Source organism: Bacillus nitratireducens (assembly GCF_036320425.1).
Classification (GTDB): domain Bacteria; phylum Bacillota; class Bacilli; order Bacillales; family Bacillaceae_G; genus Bacillus_A; species Bacillus_A nitratireducens.
The window spans coordinates 1-20,007 of the sequence record NZ_JAUMJO010000006.1 but is presented as its reverse complement, the minus strand read 5'-3'; the positions used below and the strand labels follow the sequence as shown (position 1 = coordinate 20,007).

Here is a 20,007-nt window from a genome sequence, read left to right as displayed (position 1 = left end):
AAAAAACGATAATTCGCAGACACTGGGGAGGAAATGCATTGAAAAAGAATAAGAAGTTAAAACCGTTATCAGTTTTAGCAACAGCGGCAGTACTAAGTAGTAGTTTTGCTTTTGGAAGTCATGCGGCGGCTGAAACACCAACACCATCTCTACCAATAGATGAGCATTTAATACCGGAGGAGCGTTTGGCAGAAGCGCTAAAACAACGGGGCGTAATTGATCAATCTGCATCACAAGCTGAGACGTCAAAGGCTGTCGAAAAATATGTTGAGAAAAAGAAAGGGGAAAACCCTGGTAAAGAAATCTTGACGGGAGATAGTCTTACGCAAGAAGCTTCTGATTTTATGAAAAAAGTAAAAGATGCAAAAATGAAGGAAAATGAAAAGGCGCAACAGCCAACAGTAGGGCCAGTAGCTGGACCAGGTGCAGGATTGAATTCTAGTAAATTAAATGGAAAAGTCCCTACTGCACCAGCGAAGCAAGAAGAGTACAACGGTGCTGTTCGAAAAGATAAAGTGCTTGTTTTACTCGTAGAATTTAGCGATTTTAAGCATAACAATATTGATCAAGAGCCAGGATACATGTACTCTAAGGACTTTAATCGTGAACATTATCAAAAAATGTTATTTGGTGATGAACCATTTACTCTATTTGATGGATCGAAGATTAATACATTTAAACAATATTATGAAGAACAATCTGGCGGGAGCTACACAGTTGATGGAACTGTAACGGAATGGCTTACTGTTCCAGGGAAAGCTTCAGATTACGGTTCGGATGCAGGAACTGGTCATGATAATAAGGGTCCTTTAGGGCCACGTGATCTTGTGAAAGAAGCATTAAAAGCAGCGGTAGCAAAAGGAATTAATTTAGCAGATTATGATCAATTTGATCAATACGATCAAAATGGTGATGGAAATAAAAACGAGCCAGATGGCATTATTGATCATTTAATGGTTGTACATGCTGGCGTTGGTCAAGAAGCTGGCGGCGGTAAATTGAAAGATGATGCAATTTGGTCTCATCGTTCAAAACTTGGATCAAAACCATATGCGATTGATGGCACAAAATCTTCTGTTTCGAATTGGGGCGGAAAGATGGCTGCATACGATTATACAATCGAGCCTGAAGATGGAGCGGTTGGTGTGTTTGCGCATGAGTATGGTCATGATTTAGGCTTACCAGATGAGTACGATACAAAGTACTCAGGACAAGGTGAACCTATTGAGTCATGGTCTATTATGAGTGGCGGCAGCTGGGCTGGAAAAATTGCAGGAACAGAGCCAACAAGTTTCTCACCACAAAATAAAGAGTTTTTCCAAAAGAATATGAATGGCAACTGGGCGAATATCGTTGAGGTAGATTATGATAAACTTCGCACGGGAGTCGGTGTTGCAACATATTTAGATCAAAGTGTTACAAAATCAAAACGACCAGGAATCGTTCGTGTTAACTTGCCAGACAAAGATATTAAAAATATCGAGTCAGCATTTGGTAAGAAGTTTTATTACAGCACAAAAGGAAATGACATTCATACAACACTTGAGACACCAGTATTTGACTTAACAAATGCAACGAATGCTAAGTTCGATTATAAAGCATTCTACGAACTTGAAGCGAAGTATGATTTCCTTGACGTATATGCGATTGCAGAAGACGGAACGAAGACACGTATTGATAGAATGGGCGAAAAAGATGTAAAAGGCGGAGCAGATACAACTGATGGTAAGTGGGTTGATAAATCATACGATTTAAGCCAATTCAAAGGGAAAAAAGTAAAACTGCAATTTGAGTATTTAACAGATATTGCAGTAGCTTATAAAGGATTTGCGTTAGATAATGCTGCATTAACTGTCGATGGGAAAGTTGTTTTCTCTGATGATGCAGAAGGTCAGCCAGCAATGACGTTAAAAGGATTTACTGTATCTAACGGATTGGAACAGAAAAAAAATAACTACTATGTAGAGTGGAGAAATTACGCTGGTTCTGACACGGCGTTACAACATGCACGTGGTCCAGTCTTTAATACAGGAATGGTTGTATGGTATGCGGATCAAAGCTTTACAGATAACTGGGTAGGCGTTCATCCAGGTGAAGGATTCTTAGGAGTAGTAGATTCTCATCCAGAGGCAATCGTAGGTACATTAAACGGACAACCGACTGTGAAGAGCAGTACGCGTTATCAAATTGCCGATGCTGCATTCTCATTTGATCAAGCGCCAGCATGGAGAGTGGATTCGCCAACTCGCGGTATCTTTGACTATAAAGGATTACCAGGGGTTGCAAAATTTGATGACTCTAAGCAGTACATCAACAGCGCGATTCCAGATGCAGGACGTAAGTTACCAAAACTAGGATTGAAGTTTGAAGTAGTAGGTCAAGCTGAAGACAAGTCTGCAGGTGCAGTTTGGATTCATCGATAGAATAAGGTGAAATTAAGAGGGAGCTGCCCTATAAGTTGGTGAAACCGACTTATGGACAGCTCTCTTTTTATTGTAGAAACCATAATGAAAATATGATTTTTTGCATATTTTTAAATTTAATATATCCTCCGAAAAGTTTTAATTGTATAATGTTTTTTGTCATATTCTTTTAGATTTTTCGACAAAAAATAACAAAAATAGAAGACGTATTGGGAGAATGCATTATGTACATAAAACTATTAAAATCAATTACATCATTATCACTTATTGGTGGTGCTTTATTATATACAAATGGTAGTGATGTGAAAGCTGCTGAAGCGGGCGTTTTTTCTGATGTACCAACATCGCACTGGTCCTATCCGGCGATTAAAGATTTAGCGGGTAAAAATATTATTTCAGGTTATGGAAATGGAAAGTTTGGTTTTGGTGATGTTGCGACGAGGGAGCAAGTTGCAGCGTTAATTTATCGTGTGTTAGTACCGAATAAGCAAGGTGGTACGTTTAGTAATGATGGTGCTCGTTATGTATTACAAGATGGGTCTATTTTAAACAATCCGTATCGTGATATTCGCTCAGGTTCTACAATGTTTCCGGAAGAGGTTTTAACGTTAACGAAATTGGGAATTTTTAAAGGTGATGGAAATGGCGGTTTTAGACCGAAAGATTCTGTTAGCCGCGCAGAAATGGCGCAAATTATTAAAAATGCGTTCCAAGTTTCAGCTAAACAAAAACATACATTTAATGATGTTCCAAATGGATTTTGGGCAGAAAACGCGATTAGTGCGGTGCAGTCAAACGGGATTGCATCTGGTACAGGGGACGGGAAATTTGAACCAGCTAAAACGGTAACGCGTGAACAGTATGCACAGTTTTTATATAATGCATTGAAATATAAAAAGCCTGAGGTTGCGGTGCAAGATACAGGAGATGCGGCATTATTAGCAGCATTTAAAGATGAAGTGCAAAAGCGTATTAATGCGTACGAAACGAATATTACACTTCCATATAAAACGAAAAATAGTAATCAGGAAGAAGTAATGAAGACACTTTTTAACGCCTATAAAGAAGTTGCAAGTAAAAATGAGTATACAAATTATAATAGATCGAATGTTTCATACTCACTATCTGGATCACCAGGAAATTATACATTTAAGCTAAATATTACATATCGCGAAACGAAAGAACAAACAGAGTATGTGATGAAACAGGCGAAAGCGATCGTTTCTTCTATTATTCAAACGGGAATGGATGACCATGAAAAAGTGAAGGCGGTTCATGATTATGTTGTAAAACATGTTTCTTACGATACGTCTTATAAAGCGTATACAGCATATGAGGCACTCGCGAATCGTTCTGCCGTTTGCCAAGGTTACACACTATTAACCTATCAATTATTAAAAGAAGCTGGAATTGAGAATCATTTTGTAGTAGGGACTGGAGACGGTCAGCCTCATGCTTGGAATTTAGTGAAAATCGATAAAAAATGGTACCATCTCGATACAACATTTGATGATCCAGTGCCAGATGTACAAGGCCGCGTAACGTATTCTTATTTCAACTTATCAGATGAGCAAATTGCGAAGAATCACGTGTGGAACCGAGGGGACTATCCGCAAGCTACAACAAACTATTATAGTACATTAACAAATAAAATTGCGGCAGGTGGTACGAAAACTCCTGCATACCAACAAATTTTGAAAGATACAAAGTTAAATTATTTAGGAAATGAATACATCGCGAATAGCTATAATGAATTAAAAAGTAAAATGCAGCAGCGCTATAGTGCAAAGCCAGAAAAGATTGAAGTGTTGTATAAGCAATCAATGAATGGTGCATTACAAGATGTGAAAAAGGCAATTGGAGAAATCGGTTATCCAAAAGGATCAAACCGTGTTTCTTATAAAGCGGAGCCGTATAATGCAAAAGAAGGGTATTCTTTGGTGACGATTACGTTTATATATTGATAATGAGAAAGCATCTGTTTCAGATGCTTTTTTATTATTTCAGTTCGACATAATGTGACAAAGGGACATAACTGCATCTGTTATGATAACCTTAAAAATTTGACATTTTGGAGGATTAGAAATGAATAAAAAGAAGATTTTTGCTGCGTTAATAGGAATCGTAGTTTTACTTGTAATTATTAATGTAGTTGTCACGAAAGGGAAAACGACATCAACATCAACTAGTGAAAGAATGTACACTGAGAAAGAATATAATAAATTAGTAGATGAGCATTTTGAAGAAACGCAAAAGTTAAAAGGTGATAAGAGTACATTAGAAACTGAAAATAAATCTCTTGATGCACAAGTTAAGAAGTTAAAAGATGAATTAGCGAAAAAAGAGCAACAAGTAGCGCAGCAGCCAGTTCAACAAGAACAGCCGAAACAACAACCAGAGCAACCAGCACCAGCTCCACAGCCAGAAACGAAAGAAGAGCCTAAACCAGAACAGTCTACGGGTGCATTCGCAAATCCTGTGAAAAGTATAAATAAAACAGAGGCAATGAATAAAGTGAAAGAAAAGGCAAAGCAAGACTTCCAAGATGACTATATGACGCAAAACTTTGTTGCTGAGGAGCAATCAAAAGCTTTTGACTTCTTAAATGGAGTAGAAATCAAATCACAAGAAGAATTAAATGTGATGAAGAATGCATTGAAAGATTTTTCAAATGACTTTATGACAGTGAAGTTTGTTTATGAAGAGCAAATGAAAGCGAAGAATAAGCAAGGGTAATACTAAAAACGCTATCTTTTAAAAAGGTAGCGTTTTTGGTATGGATAATGGGGATGATTATCATTAATATACTTTTAGGTGTCATCACTGCTATTGTTCTCTTATTAATCGCTGCATGGACTACAAAAAGACCTAATACAGACGACCAGCATAAATAAACTATTGTATTTCTCAATGAACAAAACAACTTAACATGGTAAAATAATATTTGGATGGGAGTCCAATATATATTATTAAAATTAAGATGGTTCAAGTCGGAGAAAGGCACCTTAGGGTGTCTTTTCTTTTTTCTAAATGAGAGTTTTGGCTTAAAGAAGATAAATTTTCAACGGATTATTGTCATGAATATATTGATAAAGTTCATCAATATATTTGTAGAAAGGAGGAATTCAAGTGAAGAGAGATGATAATAGGATTGGTCACTTTACATCTGAAAAAGGAAAGGAAGACTTTCAAATTGCCTACGATGAATCAATGGCACTTCTTCCAAAACCTAACGATACGAAAGATATAAAAACTAAATACGGCACAATTCGTGCTTATTACTTTACTAAAGAGGAAAACAAACATAAGGAGCCAATACTCTTACTCCCTGGACGTGGTGCATCTACTCCAATGTGGGTACCCAATTTAGAAGGGCTAAGGGAGAAAAGACCTGTTTACACGATAGATTTACTCGGTGAACCTGGAATGAGTGTGCAAACGAAGGTGATTGAAAACCAAAAACAACAAGCAGAATGGTTAAATGAAGTAATTGAAGGATTAAGTTTAGAAAAAGTGCATATCGTGGGTGTCTCCATTGGAGGTTGGACAACAATGAATTTGGCCAGATATAATCCAGAGCATATTGCTACGGCTAGTTTATTGGACCCAGTCTTTGTATTTGCGCAAATGCCCATAAAGATGATTCTTGCATCTATTCCAGCTGCCGTCCCTATTGTACCTAAGTTTATAAGACAAAAGATGTTAAGCTATGTATCTGGGGGAGCAGAAACAAATGACGATGAGCCTATCGCTAAGTTAATCGAGTCGGGTATGCGTAACTATAAACTTAAAACACCAGCACCGGATCTATTTAGTAAAGAAGACTTGAAAAATATCAATGTTCCAGTGCTTGCATTAATGGCTGAAAAAAGTACAATGCACAATTCCGTAAAAGCAGTTGAAACTGGGAAAAAATACGTTAAAGATATAGATATAGTTAACTGGAAAAATGCATCACACGCAATCAATGGTGAGTTCTCTAACGAAGTTAATGCCAGAATCCTTGATTTTATAGAAAAACATTCTAATGATAACTAAGTTGAAAGTGGAAAATATGTTGTAATAACAACTTTATCTCTATATAGCTATTTAGGAGGATTTAGCTCATTTTTTGTTTTAGGATATTAAAGTACCCCCTAAATGGAATTTTTTTGTAGCACCGAAGTTCATTTTTATGATTTTTGGGGAAGAATGTGCTACTTAACTTGATACCGCAAAAAAACAAACAGGAATGACTATTAAGTCATTCCTGTTCCTTAAAGAAACCTTCTATGGTACTAGTAACTTCCTTGAATGCTTCACCTTGGACACTAGAAATTGATAATCATCCAATTATATTTTTCCACTGTGAATTTACACTATCCCAGTTATCATCCCAATTTTCAGTAATATGCTTATAAGCTTTAAAAGGTTTATCACGACTTGGTGAAACATATTTTAAAGCATCTATCAACTCTACAAACTCCAAAACAATTCAGGCCCTTCTTTTAGAATTGGAGTTACCTCTTCGTTTCGAGATAAAACTTCCATTTAGGTGGTGCTATTAAATTTAAAAAGCTAAAACAACCATATTTTAACCCCGTTCTAAATTTAGGACGGGGTTAAAATATGGTTGTTTAATTTCCGATATAAGATACTTCACTGTACTCAAAAATATAACAATAAAGTCGATTGATAATCTAAGGTTTATTCAGCAATAGCGCCCGATTGCGGAAGACCAAGAAAATGATTATGATTGCTGCTTATAGCTTGTTGAACTAACGCACACGTTACTTTAAGTGAATTGATTCACAATCTTACTGGGAATTTACCTAAAAAAGCTGAATTAACTTAATAAAAAAAGGACTCCCTTTTTGGGAATCCAATTCATTCAGTGTCACTTTGGTTAAAGTCTAATCTTCTCGGTTCGCAACACTGTCATTAGCCTCATCGGCACCTTCGCCGACTTTGTTACCCATCGCTCCTCCTGCAACAGCTCCTGCAACGGTACCAAGTGGACCAAGAACAGAACCCAAAGCAGCTCCAGCGACAGCACCGACACCAGTTCCTACCGCTTCACCAGTATCATTATCAACACGGTTACGTTCGTTTTTATCAGCCACTCATCTCACTCCTTATTTAGAATAGGCAAGTGCATTCCAGCACAATACCTTACATATTTTGACCTATAAGGACAGATTTATGCGAAGTGTTAGAATCCTGAGGATTTAGCAAACCGGTGCTTTACATAGCGATGATCTTGTTCTATGTAATTATTGAAATGTTTGATTGTAGAATGAGTAGTACTTTTATAAAAGTCATTCATCTTTAATTTTTTGAGTGAACAAAGTAAAGAAAGGGCCTTATCTGTTGTCAGAACCGCTGGTTCTCCAAAAGTTTGAACGAGTCGTTTCATAAAAGCATACGCAGATTGTGTATTCCGTTTCTTAAGTTGATGGGCATATGGCGATATCCTTTAATCGTAATCAGCATTATGATAATCGTTATTTAAGCTGGGCACTCTTCCATGGGGACGATATTCTATGTGAAAGGTATTATGTTATTACTTGTACTGAGGCTCTTCATGTTCAATTTGTTGAAGACGAGGATTTAAAGATTCAATAATTTCTTGAGTTTGTTGTGCTGCACCTTTATATAATTGTTTTGCTTGCTTGTTATCAGTATCAAGAACAAATCCTTCTAGGCATGCTTGAGCACTCTTTAATCCAGCGATAGTTTGTTTAAGTTTAGTACTTACTGTCATGTAGTATTCCTCCTTGTAAATGTACTTCAAAATATAGAATGCCTATTTTGTTATCATAGTACGATTTCCAATTTTAGGGATATGCGAATGAGAAATTTTATAGTTAATCATTCAAAGGAGAATTTTTTAGCTAATAGATGTATGGAATAGTTTTGTCCCAATAACAAAAACTAACAGAAATAAAACGATAATATATAAAGGAGATTAAATATGCTGAAAAAGATAGGAGAGTTTTCCGAATATTCCTCTTTTTATTTATCGGTGGATGTTTAGTTCTGTTTGTTTGGGGGGGAATTGACAGAACAATAGCTGAAAAAAATGGGGTATTTAGCCAGAATTCTAGTCAATACCCTATGCGTCAAAGTGATATTACTATGTATACAGATGGGAAACAGTTAAACAATCAATTATTCTCAGATATAGAGAAAGCAAAGCATTACGTGCATATTAACTTTTTTTCTATTGCTGATGATAAAGTAAGTCATCAGTTTCTAGAGCTATTGCGGAAAAAAAGTCAGGAAGGTGTAGAAGTATACTATGCAGTGGACAGGTTAGGTGGAATTTTACTAAAGAAAAAGGAAAGAGAATTATTAGTTAAAAAAGGAGTTCATTTTACATATTACAATAAACCTGTTTTCCCTTATCTTTTTTCTTCTTTGGATCATCGGAATCATCGTCGTATTTCAGTTATTGATGGAAAGGTTGGTTACATTGGCGGATTCAACATTGGAAAGAAGTATTTGGGGGAAAAAGAAAAACTTGGTTATTGGAGAGATTATCATCTTCAAATACGAGGAGAAGGAGTTCAAGATTTAGAACACCAATTTGTATTAGACTGGAATAAAAACTCAGAGAAACCGATTCCGATACACAATGCGGTAAAGGAAAAGGGAGCAACCTCGCAACGATTTACTGCATATTATAGTGGAGAAAAACTTGGGCAAGATTATGCAATGCTGTTTCAACAAGCAAAAGAATCCATCATTATATTAACACCTTATTTTATACCAAAAGACAGAACTATTTGGAACGCATTAGTAGATGCAAGAAAGAGGGGAGTCCGTGTCAGAATTCTATTCTCACCTCATTCGGATGCACTATTAGTTAAAGAAGCAGCATATCCATATATCCGAAAAGCATTAAAACAGGGGATTGAAGTATATGGTTATAAAAATGGGGTGTTACACGGTAAAGTATTTTTGATTGATGAAAAAGTATTGATGGTTGGGACCGTGAATTTTGATTCACGCTCGTTTCATTTAAATGAAGAAATGAACTGTTATATTCATGACCCTATTTATATTTCGAGAATAAAACCAGTGATTAATGCAGACTTACAAAATTCAAAGCAAGTAACATCCTCTGACGTCAATCAATTATCTATAAAAGAAAAAATGAAAGAAAAGGTTGCAAAAATGTTTGAGTATTATTTGTAAAGACAAAGTATTTTTATATTAGGGATAGTTTCACATTGCCATCAAGATAAGAAATGCAAATACCCCATATCCTTTAAGCTAACAAGGGCGAGTTACTCCAAAACGATAAAAACAATCAACATGCATCAAAAAAACCACGCTAAGCAAAAATACAATAAGCTGTCCATATGGACAGCTCATTTACATAATTACCGTTATTGGAAGCTAATTTTTAATATTACAGCAATCCCCTCTCTTGTTCAGAGATAAGTGTAATCCACACTACTAATCATTCTCACCTGAATACACTTTTAAATCTTCCATTGCTATGGCTATAGCATGTTTTTCTGTATCAATTAACGATATTCCCTGTTTAATAGGAGCCCAATACTCATATCCGTAATCCTCAAACCAAGCAAAAACTTCTGTAGTGAAAAAGTCATTATTTCGTTTGATAACTTGAACCTTGTATCTTTTGTTTGGGGAAACAATCTCTTTAATGATTTCTTTCATTGTCTTTCTCCTTCTACCCTTTATCCAGATTGTACCACATCAAGAATATAGATAATGAAAGGTATTTTGATTGCATAAAGTATTCATTTCATGTTTACATAACGTCTCATTATCCGTAGCAAGAATAAGGAGGAACCCTAATCTCATAAGTAAATCTCCTTTTTTTGTTCTATGGATCTATGCATTTTTTTATACATTCCTATCCTGGCATGGTTTTTAGGTTACTGGATTAGCAGAAAAACTGTATAAAATCTTGCATACTCTTAGCCTGGTTTTTTTTCGAAATGCTGGCGGTACCCCATGCCCATCAAGCTAAACAAGTAAATTACTAGATATGAAACGATCCTTGTTTCATATCTAGTAATTGATAGAAAAGTAGGCATACGAAAGAAGCCTATTAAAGCGTGATTTTTTCGCTAGTCAGCTTGTCTATCCTTCACCATCGTTTTATACACAATCCCTAGAATATCAAAGACGGTCACCTTCTTATATCTATGACATTTACGACCGTTCTTTTCGAGCAGCTGATAAAAGCGATGCAGAATTTTTAAAAGTTCTTCTGTGCCAACGGCTATCGCTTGAAACAGTAACGGAAAGTAATCTTTAATCATATAAATCGCTTTGTATTCACTCAGCTCCTGCTTTTTCTTTTCAAGTAGAAACTGTCGCATTTGAAACATCGTAGAAGAACAGAGGAGAATGCCAATGAGTTGTCCGTATAAATGGCACTCTAGGCGTTCTCTTTTTATATTTTTACATTCATCAATTTCAAAGAATGACTTCCACGTTTTAAACAAAATTTCAATCTGCCAACGAAGTGAATATAACGAATGCACGTATTTCGTCGGTACATTTTCTAGCGACGTGTTCGTGATATATACATTCATGCCCATTAAACGTTTACTTTTATCCTTCATGACAATGCCTTTCTTCTTTTCACGTATCGATTGATTTTTCAGACGTGTTTGCGTTTGATCATCGGTTAAACGATGGATAATGACACGTGCTGGAAGCTTCTGATTTTGGCCAATGTATACCTCTGGGATTTCCATCGTTTCACCAGAGATTAGACCAGACAACATTTGTGTCATATCAAGCTGGATGTATTCTGTTTGCTTTTTTAACTTACCATTGTTGAAGTATTCTGGTTCAGGGTTCTTGATATAAATGCGTGTATTCAACTTCAACCGCGAGATATAGTAAGCCTCTTTATCATGAATGGTTTGTAAGTTTCCTAAATCGAAGTAACCAAGATCACGTAAACACAAATCGCCCGCCTCTACAGTTTCAAGACAGATGGTACCGTATGTTTTATCATTATTCTTTCCTGGTCCGAGCTGCACGTTAAGAAATTGACCACTAAGTAAATCATATTCCAATTGGATTTTCACGCCTGCGGTATTACTACTCCCACCTGAACCTTGATAGTCAGTGGCGAAATGGTCAGGCAGTTGAAACACTGTTGCATCCAAAATACGGATACGATTGAAAGTAGGGATCATGTGTGCAGAAAGTGAGTGATTTGAACAGAGTTTTTGTGTGAGAAGAGAAGTAAAGACTTCTCGAAGAAATGCGACAGCTGCTGGATTAAAGCGTTGATTCAGTCCTTCTGAGCTCATAAGTACCCCAGTGGAAACTTCTAACTGACTACACAATTGTGTAAGTGATGTGCTAGCAATTTCTTGACTAAGCCATACACAAAGTGCAATGAGTTCTTTTGCTTGATACTTACTAGATCGCTGTACAAAGCCAACTTGTTTGGCAATATCTTGTAGGACCACTGGAGATAAAAAGTATTGTAGCTCTTGAGCGAAAAGATTCAATCTATTTAAAATGATAGGTTTCATCAAAACGCCATCCTTTCTTATAAACTGTTTACAATAAGCATAGCGTTTTTTCATTTTGAAGGTATGATTTTAACTTTGCTTGAAGGGAATGTGGAGGGACCACTTTAAAGAACAGGAGTGATTTTTTCATGAAGAAAAATGGATTTATATGTTAAAATATTTAAAAGAATATAATAATTGTTATTTTTCTAACCGTTTGTATTGAATTATAAAATTTTTGGGGGAATAATTTTATGGTTAAACTAAGTGAAATAGTGTCTAAACTGGACATTGAACTTGATATAAAATCATTTGGGAAGGATTCTGCTTTCAGTCAATTCATACCAATGGTCTATGAACCTTTAAAGTTTGACTGGAAATCAGTTTTTGAAAAAGACTTTGTGGAATTATTTAATGGTCTAATGTTAAAAGGAGATGAAAATGTAAAGAAAATTTTTCTTGCCGTTTTCCCTACAGATGAAGTGTTGGAACGTTTTATAGAAGAAAGTAATAGCGGCGACTTACTTTTTATGCACCATCCCTTATTGATGGAATGTGGAGATCCTAAAGGAGTATGGGGCAAAGGCTTTGTTCCTATAAAAGAAAAATACATTAAACAAATAAAAGAAAAGGAATTATCATTCTATACATGCCATGTACCAATGGATTATCATGCCAATTTAGGTACAAGTGTGGCTATTGCTAAACAATTAAATGCAGAAATTATTGATGGGTTTTTAACAAGTTCTATAAATAATGAAGACCTAGTTCTAATTTGTAACATTGAAGAAAAGAGTACAAGTGAACTAACTTCTCACTTAAAAGAAATATTCGATATTCCATATGTTGATTTTGAAGGTAAGAACATAAATAACGTAAAGAAAATAGCTATTGTTGCAGGTTGTGGCGATAAAGTAAGTTGGATGGAGGAAGCTGAAAAAAGAGGAGTTCAAGCCTATATCACTGGCGAAATCCATTGCCATATTGATAACGAATATGGTAAACAAAGATACAAACAAATGATGGATTATGTTTCTAATACTTCGATGTCTTTAATCGGCGTTTCCCATTCTGCATCAGAATATCTGGTCCATAAAACATTGATGAAGGAATGGTTTGAGAATAACTTTGATATTGAAACAGTTTTAATTCCACAGGAAAAATGGTGGTTATAAAGTTATTAAGTAATATTTAAAAGAGCTTGGGAATTCAAGCTCTTTTTTTCGAATTTAGCTGAGAATTATATCGTGAAAACCAGATGTTTTAGTCTATGCATATTGCTGAAGTTTTAGGTCTAGCACCCCAAAAATGAAAAAAACAAGCGGAATTTTCATAAATAACTGTAAAAAAGTAAAATTCTCGTTATGGGGGTGTCTTAAAATCTTAGCTTGATGGGCATGTGGAGGTACCCCATATATAAAGAAAAGACACTCTAAGGTGCCTTCCTCCGACTTGAACCATCTTAATTTTAATAATATGGGGTACCGCAAGTATAATAAAATCTCTGTTCTCTTATATTAATCTATTTTTTCCTAGATACTCTTTTAACTCTTTTATCAATTGTTTCACTTCCTTGGGATGTACTTTGATTTGTCCATTTGCCAATGAAATATTACGTCTAGATATTTTTCCAGTTATGGCACAAGCTCCTCTATACCGTTGTAGAATAAGCATTTCGTCTACTACAATAAATTCTATAGGCACTGTGTCTTCTTGCATACCTATAATATTTCTTAGTTCTATAGGGATGTTTATACGCCCTTTCTCATCTACACGTCGAATAATACCTGTGAATTTCATAGATTCCTCCTGTTTTAATCTGTTGTTCAATACATTCATCCAAATGACAATCATAGTATCACCTAAAAGAAAGTATTCCTTCTCACCTAATGAATTTTAATATAAAGAATAAACGATACTGTATCAAACTATCTTCAAAAAAATAGTTTACTTGTATGATAACTAATTTCAAAGAATATCCCTTTTACACATTAATGTTATGTTCGCGCACATTTATTGTCACATTAATTCAATATTTAGTAAATTGATAATGTTAAGTTAAACTATTACCAATGTTTAGTTAAGATATTTTACACTATCTATATAGAACAAACCACTGGATAATTCTATATAAAATACAGATTTTATTTTGGACAGACTACTCTCTTAATTTGAGCAGGTCCTTTTGAAAATAAAGAAAAGACACCCTAAGGTGCCTTCCCCCGACTTGGTAACCACATTTACATAATTATCGTTCGCGGAAGTTGATCTTGTAGCGTTCTTTCTCGTAATTCACTATGTTTTCCAAAGAAAATGGTGAAAGGCAAGGCGATGAATACATTTACAAAATGACAAAACTGTAAGAATACACGAATGTTTGTAAGAAAGTTCGATGTTTTCCTTTTTCTTTTTTTATTATAGTGAAAAAGAAGAACGAAATATTCTCTTATGTAGGAAAGGAAGATAATAATGATTGATTTATTAAATAAATGGATGTTAGAAAGTACAGGTAATTTCAATATCTTTGTAGGACTTACAGCACTTCTATTTTTGGGTTCAGTAATTGCACTTATTATTATTTATAAAAAAATTGGTAAACCAGATGAAAGAACAAATCCTATTTATTTTAAAATTATTTCTTGTATGTTTACTACTCAAATTCTAATGAATTGCATATTTATTTCTTTAGTTGGTAAAGATATCGAGAATTTCCGTCAAATCTTTATATTATTTGAAGCCTTTGTATTCTTCGTTGGAGCTATTTATTCGTTTAAATTATATAGACAAGAACTTAAATGATTTACTTGCAAGAAACAATAAAAAACAGTAGTGATTTTATACACTACTGTTTTTTATTGTTCATTTTCAAATGTAAACTTTTCATTTTTAGTTAACTGTATATTCTATACATGCTCAGTTAACATAACGTCTCATTATCAATAGACAATAATGGATAGAATTTTCGTTTTGGGGAATTTTGATTCTTTAGCTTGATAGCGATGTGGCGGTACCCCTAATACTAATAACTGAGTTTCTTCAATAAGCAAAAAAAAAACAACACAATATAAGCCGTAAGGGCAACAAAACCACCAAGTAAAATAAACTTGGTGGTTTTAATATTTTATGTAGTGTTTCCTTTACTTTTTGTAATGTTTTATATACTTTTTGTAAATGTATATTTACATTTTTACTTAAATTGGATAAAATAAATGTAACAAATTTACAAAAAGGAGAATTAGTGAATTTGGTTATAAACAAAGTAAAACAATACCGTGTTATTAGAGACATCACCCAAGAGCAATTAGCTTCTTCTGTTAATATCACCAGGCAATCCCTCATCGCCATTGAGAAGAATAAATACAACCCCAGCTTAGAATTAGCCCTAAAATTATGTGAGTTTTTTGATTGTAAAGTGGAGGACTTATTTCAATTAGATAAAACTGGGGAGGAATAACAATGAGAAATAAAAATATGGAAAGAATGACGTCTTATACTGTTCTTTGTTTAATAGGAGCTGTACTTCTCTATTTTGAAGGCGGGATTGAATTGAGTCTTCAGTATGTAATAGGATTTATTATCTTCTCAGCAATTTTCGGGCTTATAGGAAGATTGTTTTTTAAGAAGAAAAATGAATCTGGTGCTTATCCACTACCCGAAACGGACGAACGAATTGAAAGTTTAACTTTTAGAATTGTTTCTCAAATTTTCGCCCTTAGTCTTTTTATCGCCTTTGTCGTACTGTTTGTTTTGTATTTTATGAATAGAGAAGCTGTAATCCGAGTAGATTATGTTCTTGGTTATGTGTTCCTAGTTTTCTTTGTCGGGTTAACTTTTGGTCCAAGAATCGCAAAGAAAAGGGATCAATGATTAAAAAAAGGAACTATTCTTTTTATAATGATTCAAATAGTGAGGTGTTGATATTATGACTAAAATTCAAATAAGCGAACTTCCTAAATCTGTTCAGCGCGTACTTAGAGTAATGCGTGGCGAAGAAAAATTAACACAACGACAACGGATTAAGCCAGTAGACTTTCACTCTTATAAAGCTGAAGAGATATTTCCAAATAGTCCCGAAATGCAAAAATTCTTTAATAAACAAAAGAAAATAACCGCAAAATTATAAAGAAAAGGGACCTGCTCAATTAATGCCTAAAAACATAAGGTAAAGTGAACCCGTTAAAATACATGAATGACCCCGTGTTTTCCCCTCCTATCTAAAGGAGGAACTATTATGGGATTTGGTGGTAGTTGTAGTAGTTGTGGTGGCGGCTTTGCTTTATTAGTTGTATTATTTATTTTATTAATCATCGTTGGAGCTAGCTGCTTCTGCTAAAAAACTATTGGGAAAGACACTCTTATATGGGTGTCTTTTCTTTATGCGTTAAAAAGCCCACCTATTTCCGTAGGTGGGCTTTATCTTTATTACACAATACCAAAGTATACTCTCATTTTCTCGTAAACTTAATGCAATTATACATATTCGGTAAAATTACACCAAATAAATATTACATGTAGTAAAATATAACTTGTGGACACGTTCTATAAAGCAGATTCCTCGATTAGAAGGCGTAACACATCTCAACCATATAGATGTGGCGTTGCTTTAATCTAGCCAAACAAATGATCTCGATTCTCTTGTATTTGTACACTAACAATCTGATGAAAATAAATGATTCTGTTTTATAGGATGTGTTTGCTTAATGTCCAATACATATTATTAAAATTAAAGTGGTTCAAGTCGGAGGAAGGCACCTTAGGGTGTCTTTTCTTTATTACTTCAATTTGTAAATTAATAAAAAAACTAGCAGCATATACTAGTCTTCTAAATGAGGTACCGCCACACCGCTATCAAGTTAAGAAATACATTCTTCCCCAAAATGAAAAAAATGAACTAAATTTCTATGGACAACTATGAAAAGATGAAATTTTCATTTTTGGGATACTTCAAAATCTTAGGTTGATGGGCATGTGGTACTACCCCAAATAACAATAAAATCCTTCGAAAATTAATATAGTTTTTTAAAAATAGAGATGATATGATGGATAATCATACCATTTTTCACTTCATGTATGATTTTACAGTAGGATACCTCTATATTAAGATGATATAAATAAGGGGATATATTAATAACAGGGGGAGAATAATGAAAAATTTATTACAAGAAATTATAAATTGGATTAGTATGACCGATGAACAGATTGTTATTGGCATTTCAGGACACGGTGCTGCCGGAAAAACAACGTTCGCCAATAAGCTCATAAACCAATTAAATCAAAATAAAGTGAGTTATATTAATACAGATCCATACATTATTAGTTCAAATGTACGAAAGTATACAAATATCCACTATACATATCAGAATGAAAATCATTATGATAAAATGACAGCTTGTCATCCATCAGCCCATCATTTGTCTGCGTTAGAAAGAGATGTTCAAATGGTAAGAGCTGGTTTAGATTTTTATACAATGGATACACATTATATGAAAAGTGAGTTAATTTCTTCGAAAAATAAGGTGACGATTGTAGAAGGAATGAGTGTCGCATTTATTAATCCAAATTTATTTGATTTGAAAATTTACTTCTATACAGATGGAGAAACAGAATTAATGAGAAGGTCTAGCCGTGATATTATTGAAAGAGGAGCCGATATTAATTACTTAAGGAAGTCTCATGAAGAACGTCGGATTCAGTATGAAGTGTTTATGCATCCGTATAGTCAACGTTTTGATATTATTATCAAAAATTCCAATGAAACAATATGTTTAGAAAAAAATACATTTGAGTTTTATAAAGTTTAAATGCAAATACTTTATTTACTAAAATAGCAAGTTATTGAATAAATTGTTCATATTTTTTCGAGAGGAGGTTAAGCAATGAGAGCACCGTATCAAGTATTGATATTTCCTTATATAAAAACTGATGATTCCATTCAATATGCCATTTTTAATCGAAGTGATTATGGTTATTGGCAAGGAATAGCTGGTGGTGGAGAAGATGGTGAGACTCCTATTGAATCAGCAAAACGAGAAGCGTTTGAAGAGGCTGGTATTACAAGAGAAAGTCCATATATAAAACTAGATTCTGTGTCTTCACTACCAGTAGAGGATGTAGTTGGTGAATTTCTTTGGGGCGAAGATGTTTATGTAATAAAAGAATTTTCTTTTGGAGTTAAAGTTCCTACAAAAAATATTAAATTATCTAAAGAACACTTCAATTATAAATGGCTGTGCTTTGAGGAAGCCGTAACGCTTTTAAAATGGGATAGTAACAAAACGGCTTTGTGGGAATTAAACAAAAGGCTGTTAAAATAATTAAAGTGTTAGTTAACAAAGCCGATCGTGGAGCGAGAATTAAACAACTTAAAAAGCCTTGCTACATTACCTATGTAGCAAGGCTTTTTTCTTAGCGTACGAATTCGCGTTTTGTTGGTGCTCCCCCGCTAAGAGCATGCAAGATTTTATACAGTTTTTCTGCTAATCCAGTAACTTAAAAACCATGCCAGGATAGGAATGGATAAAAAAATGCATAGATCCATAGAACAAAAAAAGGTGATTTACTTGTGAGATTAGGGTTCCGCCTTATTCTTGCTACTGATAATGTTACGTTATGTCAACCTCACATGTATAGAGTATACAGTCAAAAAGGTACAATACATCGCTTCTTCTAAATGGTACAATTAGGAAAAGGGGGGAGAATATGTACGATTACAAATTCGTGAAAGTCGAAATTGGTGGATGGAAAGGGCAACCTAAAGAAGATTATAAACGTATTATTACCGAACATGCTGAAGATGGTTGGGAATTTGTTCAAGTCCTTACTCTAACAATGGCAGGATACACGAGTTCTTTGGAGATTATCTTCAAACGAACCAAATAACTCCTTTCAAAAACAAGAGAGGTTTGCTTTAAATAACATACAAAAAGAACTGGAATATTTGGGGATCTAATTGTTCTCAATTTAACTTATAAGACAAATAAGCTAATATTAATCAACTTCTAATAACAAAAATTATGTGAACACTAAAGTCCTCCAGTTAAACAATCTGGAGGACTTTTAATAGTCTTCTAAATACATTGAATCCCGATAATGAGACGTTATGTTAACCTCATATGTATAGAATATACAATTAACTAAAAATGTAAATTATTTAAATTCTTGTCTATATAATTTAAACGAATAAATAGCTCCAACGAAGAATACAAAGGCTTCAAATAATATAAAGATTTGACGGAAATTCTCGATATCTTTACCAACTAAAGAAATAAATATGCAATTCATTAGAATTTGAGTAGTAAACATACAAGAAATAATTTTAAAATAAATAGGATTTGTTCTTTCATCTGGTTTACCAATTTTTTTGTAAATAATAATAAGTGCAATTACTGAACCCAAAAATAGAAGTGCTGTAAGTCCTACAACGATATTGAAATTGCCTGTACTTTCTAACATCCATTTATTTAATAGATCAATCATTATTATCTTCCTTTCCTACATAAGAGAATATTTCGTTCTTCTTTTTCACTATAATAAAAAATGAAAAAGGAAAACATCGAACTTTCTTACAAACATTCGTGCATTCTTACAGTTTTGTCACTTTGTAAATGTATTCATCGTCTTGCCTTTCGCTATTTTCTTTGAAAAACATAGTGAATTACGAGAAAGAGTGCTACAAGATCAACTTCAAAGAAGTAGTGCACTAAACCTCTTAATTAATGCAATTAGTATGTGGAATACTATTTATTTAAGTGAAGCAATAAAAGCTTTGAAGAAAAAAGAACAATTTGATGAAGAATTATTAAAACATAGTTCTCCAGTAAGTTGGGAACACATTAACTTTCTAGGAGAATACCGATTTAGCAAAAGAGAAAGTGCACCAGTAGACTTTCTACAACCACTAGAAACAACTAAACAGTAAGAAACCGATGATCTCTTAGCGTACGAAATTCGCGTTTTGTTGGTGCTCCCCCATTGCCATCAACCTAAGAAAACAATTTACCCCCAAAACGAAAAAAATGACTTTGTTTTAAAGTTGCAAATGATTTTTGCTCTGAAGTATTTTTCTTTTTTAGTTGTTAGACGAGAAT

Annotated in this window: 19 protein-coding genes and 4 pseudogenes; 15 read left to right on the top strand and 8 right to left on the bottom strand. The window is 34.1% G+C overall.

The features are described 5' to 3' along the window. The first annotated feature begins 38 nt into the window (after window positions 1-38). From Q3V31_RS22050 to Q3V31_RS22035, 4 genes are all read left to right on the top strand, one after another. A complete protein-coding gene (locus Q3V31_RS22050) occupies window positions 39-2,423 on the top strand; it encodes an immune inhibitor A domain-containing protein (protein ID WP_000739681.1) in 2,385 nt (794 codons plus the stop codon). 224 nt (window positions 2,424-2,647) lie between these two features. Then, entirely contained in the window at window positions 2,648-4,387 is a 1,740-nt protein-coding gene (locus Q3V31_RS22045) for an S-layer homology domain-containing protein (protein WP_329767196.1), read from the top strand. Window positions 4,388-4,508: 121 nt separating this feature from the next. After that, entirely contained in the window at window positions 4,509-5,159 is a 651-nt protein-coding gene (locus Q3V31_RS22040) for a hypothetical protein (RefSeq protein ID WP_329767195.1), read from the top strand. Window positions 5,160-5,552: 393 nt separating this feature from the next. Further along, complete coding sequence (locus Q3V31_RS22035; RefSeq protein ID WP_098561849.1) at window positions 5,553-6,461, top strand: alpha/beta fold hydrolase; 909 nt, start codon at window positions 5,553-5,555, stop codon at window positions 6,459-6,461. Window positions 6,462-6,666: 205 nt separating this feature from the next. Here the strand turns inward: Q3V31_RS22035 and Q3V31_RS22030 are convergent. The 4 genes and pseudogenes from Q3V31_RS22030 to Q3V31_RS22015 form a co-directional block, all read right to left on the bottom strand. Then, a pseudogene (locus tag Q3V31_RS22030) lies at window positions 6,667-6,876 on the bottom strand (hypothetical protein). 439 nt (window positions 6,877-7,315) lie between these two features. Next, window positions 7,316-7,525, bottom strand: coding sequence for a glycine zipper domain-containing protein (locus Q3V31_RS22025; RefSeq protein WP_000764047.1), 210 nt, complete (start codon window positions 7,523-7,525; stop codon window positions 7,316-7,318). A 92-nt stretch (window positions 7,526-7,617) separates the two neighbouring features. Beyond that, window positions 7,618-7,851: pseudogene (locus Q3V31_RS22020) on the bottom strand (DDE-type integrase/transposase/recombinase); the annotation flags it as partial. Between the two features lie 114 nt (window positions 7,852-7,965). Continuing rightward, entirely contained in the window at window positions 7,966-8,166 is a 201-nt protein-coding gene (locus Q3V31_RS22015) for a DUF1657 domain-containing protein (protein ID WP_000218933.1), read from the bottom strand. A 210-nt stretch (window positions 8,167-8,376) separates the two neighbouring features. Between Q3V31_RS22015 and Q3V31_RS22010 the strand changes: the two are divergent. Beyond that, window positions 8,377-9,602: pseudogene (locus tag Q3V31_RS22010) on the top strand (phospholipase D-like domain-containing protein). A gap of 264 nt (window positions 9,603-9,866) precedes the next feature. On the opposite strand, the gene Q3V31_RS22005 reads toward Q3V31_RS22010, so the two are convergent. Both Q3V31_RS22005 and Q3V31_RS22000 read right to left on the bottom strand, forming a co-directional pair. Next, window positions 9,867-10,094, bottom strand: a complete 228-nt coding sequence (locus Q3V31_RS22005; protein ID WP_329767194.1) for a hypothetical protein — start codon at window positions 10,092-10,094, stop codon at window positions 9,867-9,869. A 416-nt stretch (window positions 10,095-10,510) separates the two neighbouring features. Beyond that, a complete protein-coding gene (locus Q3V31_RS22000) occupies window positions 10,511-11,941 on the bottom strand; it encodes an IS4 family transposase (RefSeq protein WP_329767193.1) in 1,431 nt (476 codons plus the stop codon). Window positions 11,942-12,174: 233 nt separating this feature from the next. Between Q3V31_RS22000 and Q3V31_RS21995 the strand changes: the two genes are divergently transcribed. Beyond that, window positions 12,175-13,095: a Nif3-like dinuclear metal center hexameric protein gene (locus Q3V31_RS21995; protein ID WP_097810367.1), complete on the top strand. Its 921-nt coding sequence runs from the start codon at window positions 12,175-12,177 to the stop codon at window positions 13,093-13,095. Between the two features lie 337 nt (window positions 13,096-13,432). On the opposite strand, the gene Q3V31_RS21990 is transcribed toward Q3V31_RS21995, so the two are convergent. Further along, window positions 13,433-13,720 (bottom strand): AbrB/MazE/SpoVT family DNA-binding domain-containing protein, encoded by a 288-nt coding sequence (locus tag Q3V31_RS21990; protein ID WP_329767192.1) that lies wholly within the window; start codon window positions 13,718-13,720, stop codon window positions 13,433-13,435. A 669-nt stretch (window positions 13,721-14,389) separates the two neighbouring features. Here Q3V31_RS21990 and Q3V31_RS21985 point away from each other — a divergent pair. The 8 genes from Q3V31_RS21985 to Q3V31_RS21950 all read left to right on the top strand — a co-directional run bounded on the left by Q3V31_RS21985 (window position 14,390) and on the right by Q3V31_RS21950 (window position 18,799). Further along, on the top strand, window positions 14,390-14,719 hold the full coding sequence (locus tag Q3V31_RS21985) for a hypothetical protein (RefSeq protein WP_033728818.1): 330 nt from the start codon (window positions 14,390-14,392) through the stop codon (window positions 14,717-14,719). A 397-nt stretch (window positions 14,720-15,116) separates the two neighbouring features. Continuing rightward, window positions 15,117-15,374, top strand: a complete 258-nt coding sequence (locus Q3V31_RS21980) for a helix-turn-helix transcriptional regulator (RefSeq protein WP_033670057.1) — start codon at window positions 15,117-15,119, stop codon at window positions 15,372-15,374. A 2-nt stretch (window positions 15,375-15,376) separates the two neighbouring features. Further along, on the top strand, window positions 15,377-15,787 hold the full coding sequence (locus Q3V31_RS21975; RefSeq protein WP_002188570.1) for a hypothetical protein: 411 nt from the start codon (window positions 15,377-15,379) through the stop codon (window positions 15,785-15,787). 55 nt (window positions 15,788-15,842) lie between these two features. Next, complete coding sequence (locus Q3V31_RS21970) at window positions 15,843-16,043, top strand: hypothetical protein (RefSeq protein WP_000161623.1); 201 nt, start codon at window positions 15,843-15,845, stop codon at window positions 16,041-16,043. A gap of 108 nt (window positions 16,044-16,151) precedes the next feature. Further along, window positions 16,152-16,253 carry a YjcZ family sporulation protein gene (locus tag Q3V31_RS21965; protein ID WP_000505688.1) on the top strand — a complete coding sequence of 34 codons (102 nt, stop codon included), beginning with the start codon at window positions 16,152-16,154 and terminating at the stop codon, window positions 16,251-16,253. An 811-nt stretch (window positions 16,254-17,064) separates the two neighbouring features. Beyond that, window positions 17,065-17,721, top strand: coding sequence for a uridine kinase family protein (locus tag Q3V31_RS21960; protein WP_016128862.1), 657 nt, complete (start codon window positions 17,065-17,067; stop codon window positions 17,719-17,721). 75 nt (window positions 17,722-17,796) lie between these two features. Continuing rightward, window positions 17,797-18,234, top strand: coding sequence for an NUDIX hydrolase (locus Q3V31_RS21955; protein WP_001202613.1), 438 nt, complete (start codon window positions 17,797-17,799; stop codon window positions 18,232-18,234). A gap of 385 nt (window positions 18,235-18,619) precedes the next feature. Next, window positions 18,620-18,799 carry a DUF4177 domain-containing protein gene (locus Q3V31_RS21950; RefSeq protein WP_002186527.1) on the top strand — a complete coding sequence of 60 codons (180 nt, stop codon included), beginning with the start codon at window positions 18,620-18,622 and terminating at the stop codon, window positions 18,797-18,799. A gap of 267 nt (window positions 18,800-19,066) precedes the next feature. On the opposite strand, the gene Q3V31_RS21945 is transcribed toward Q3V31_RS21950, so the two are convergent. Further along, complete coding sequence (locus Q3V31_RS21945) at window positions 19,067-19,396, bottom strand: hypothetical protein (RefSeq protein WP_000566283.1); 330 nt, start codon at window positions 19,394-19,396, stop codon at window positions 19,067-19,069. Window positions 19,397-19,547: 151 nt separating this feature from the next. Here Q3V31_RS21945 and Q3V31_RS21940 point away from each other — a divergent pair. Continuing rightward, window positions 19,548-19,838, top strand: a pseudogene (locus Q3V31_RS21940) (Tn3 family transposase); the annotation flags it as partial. Window positions 19,839-20,007 lie beyond the last annotated feature (169 nt).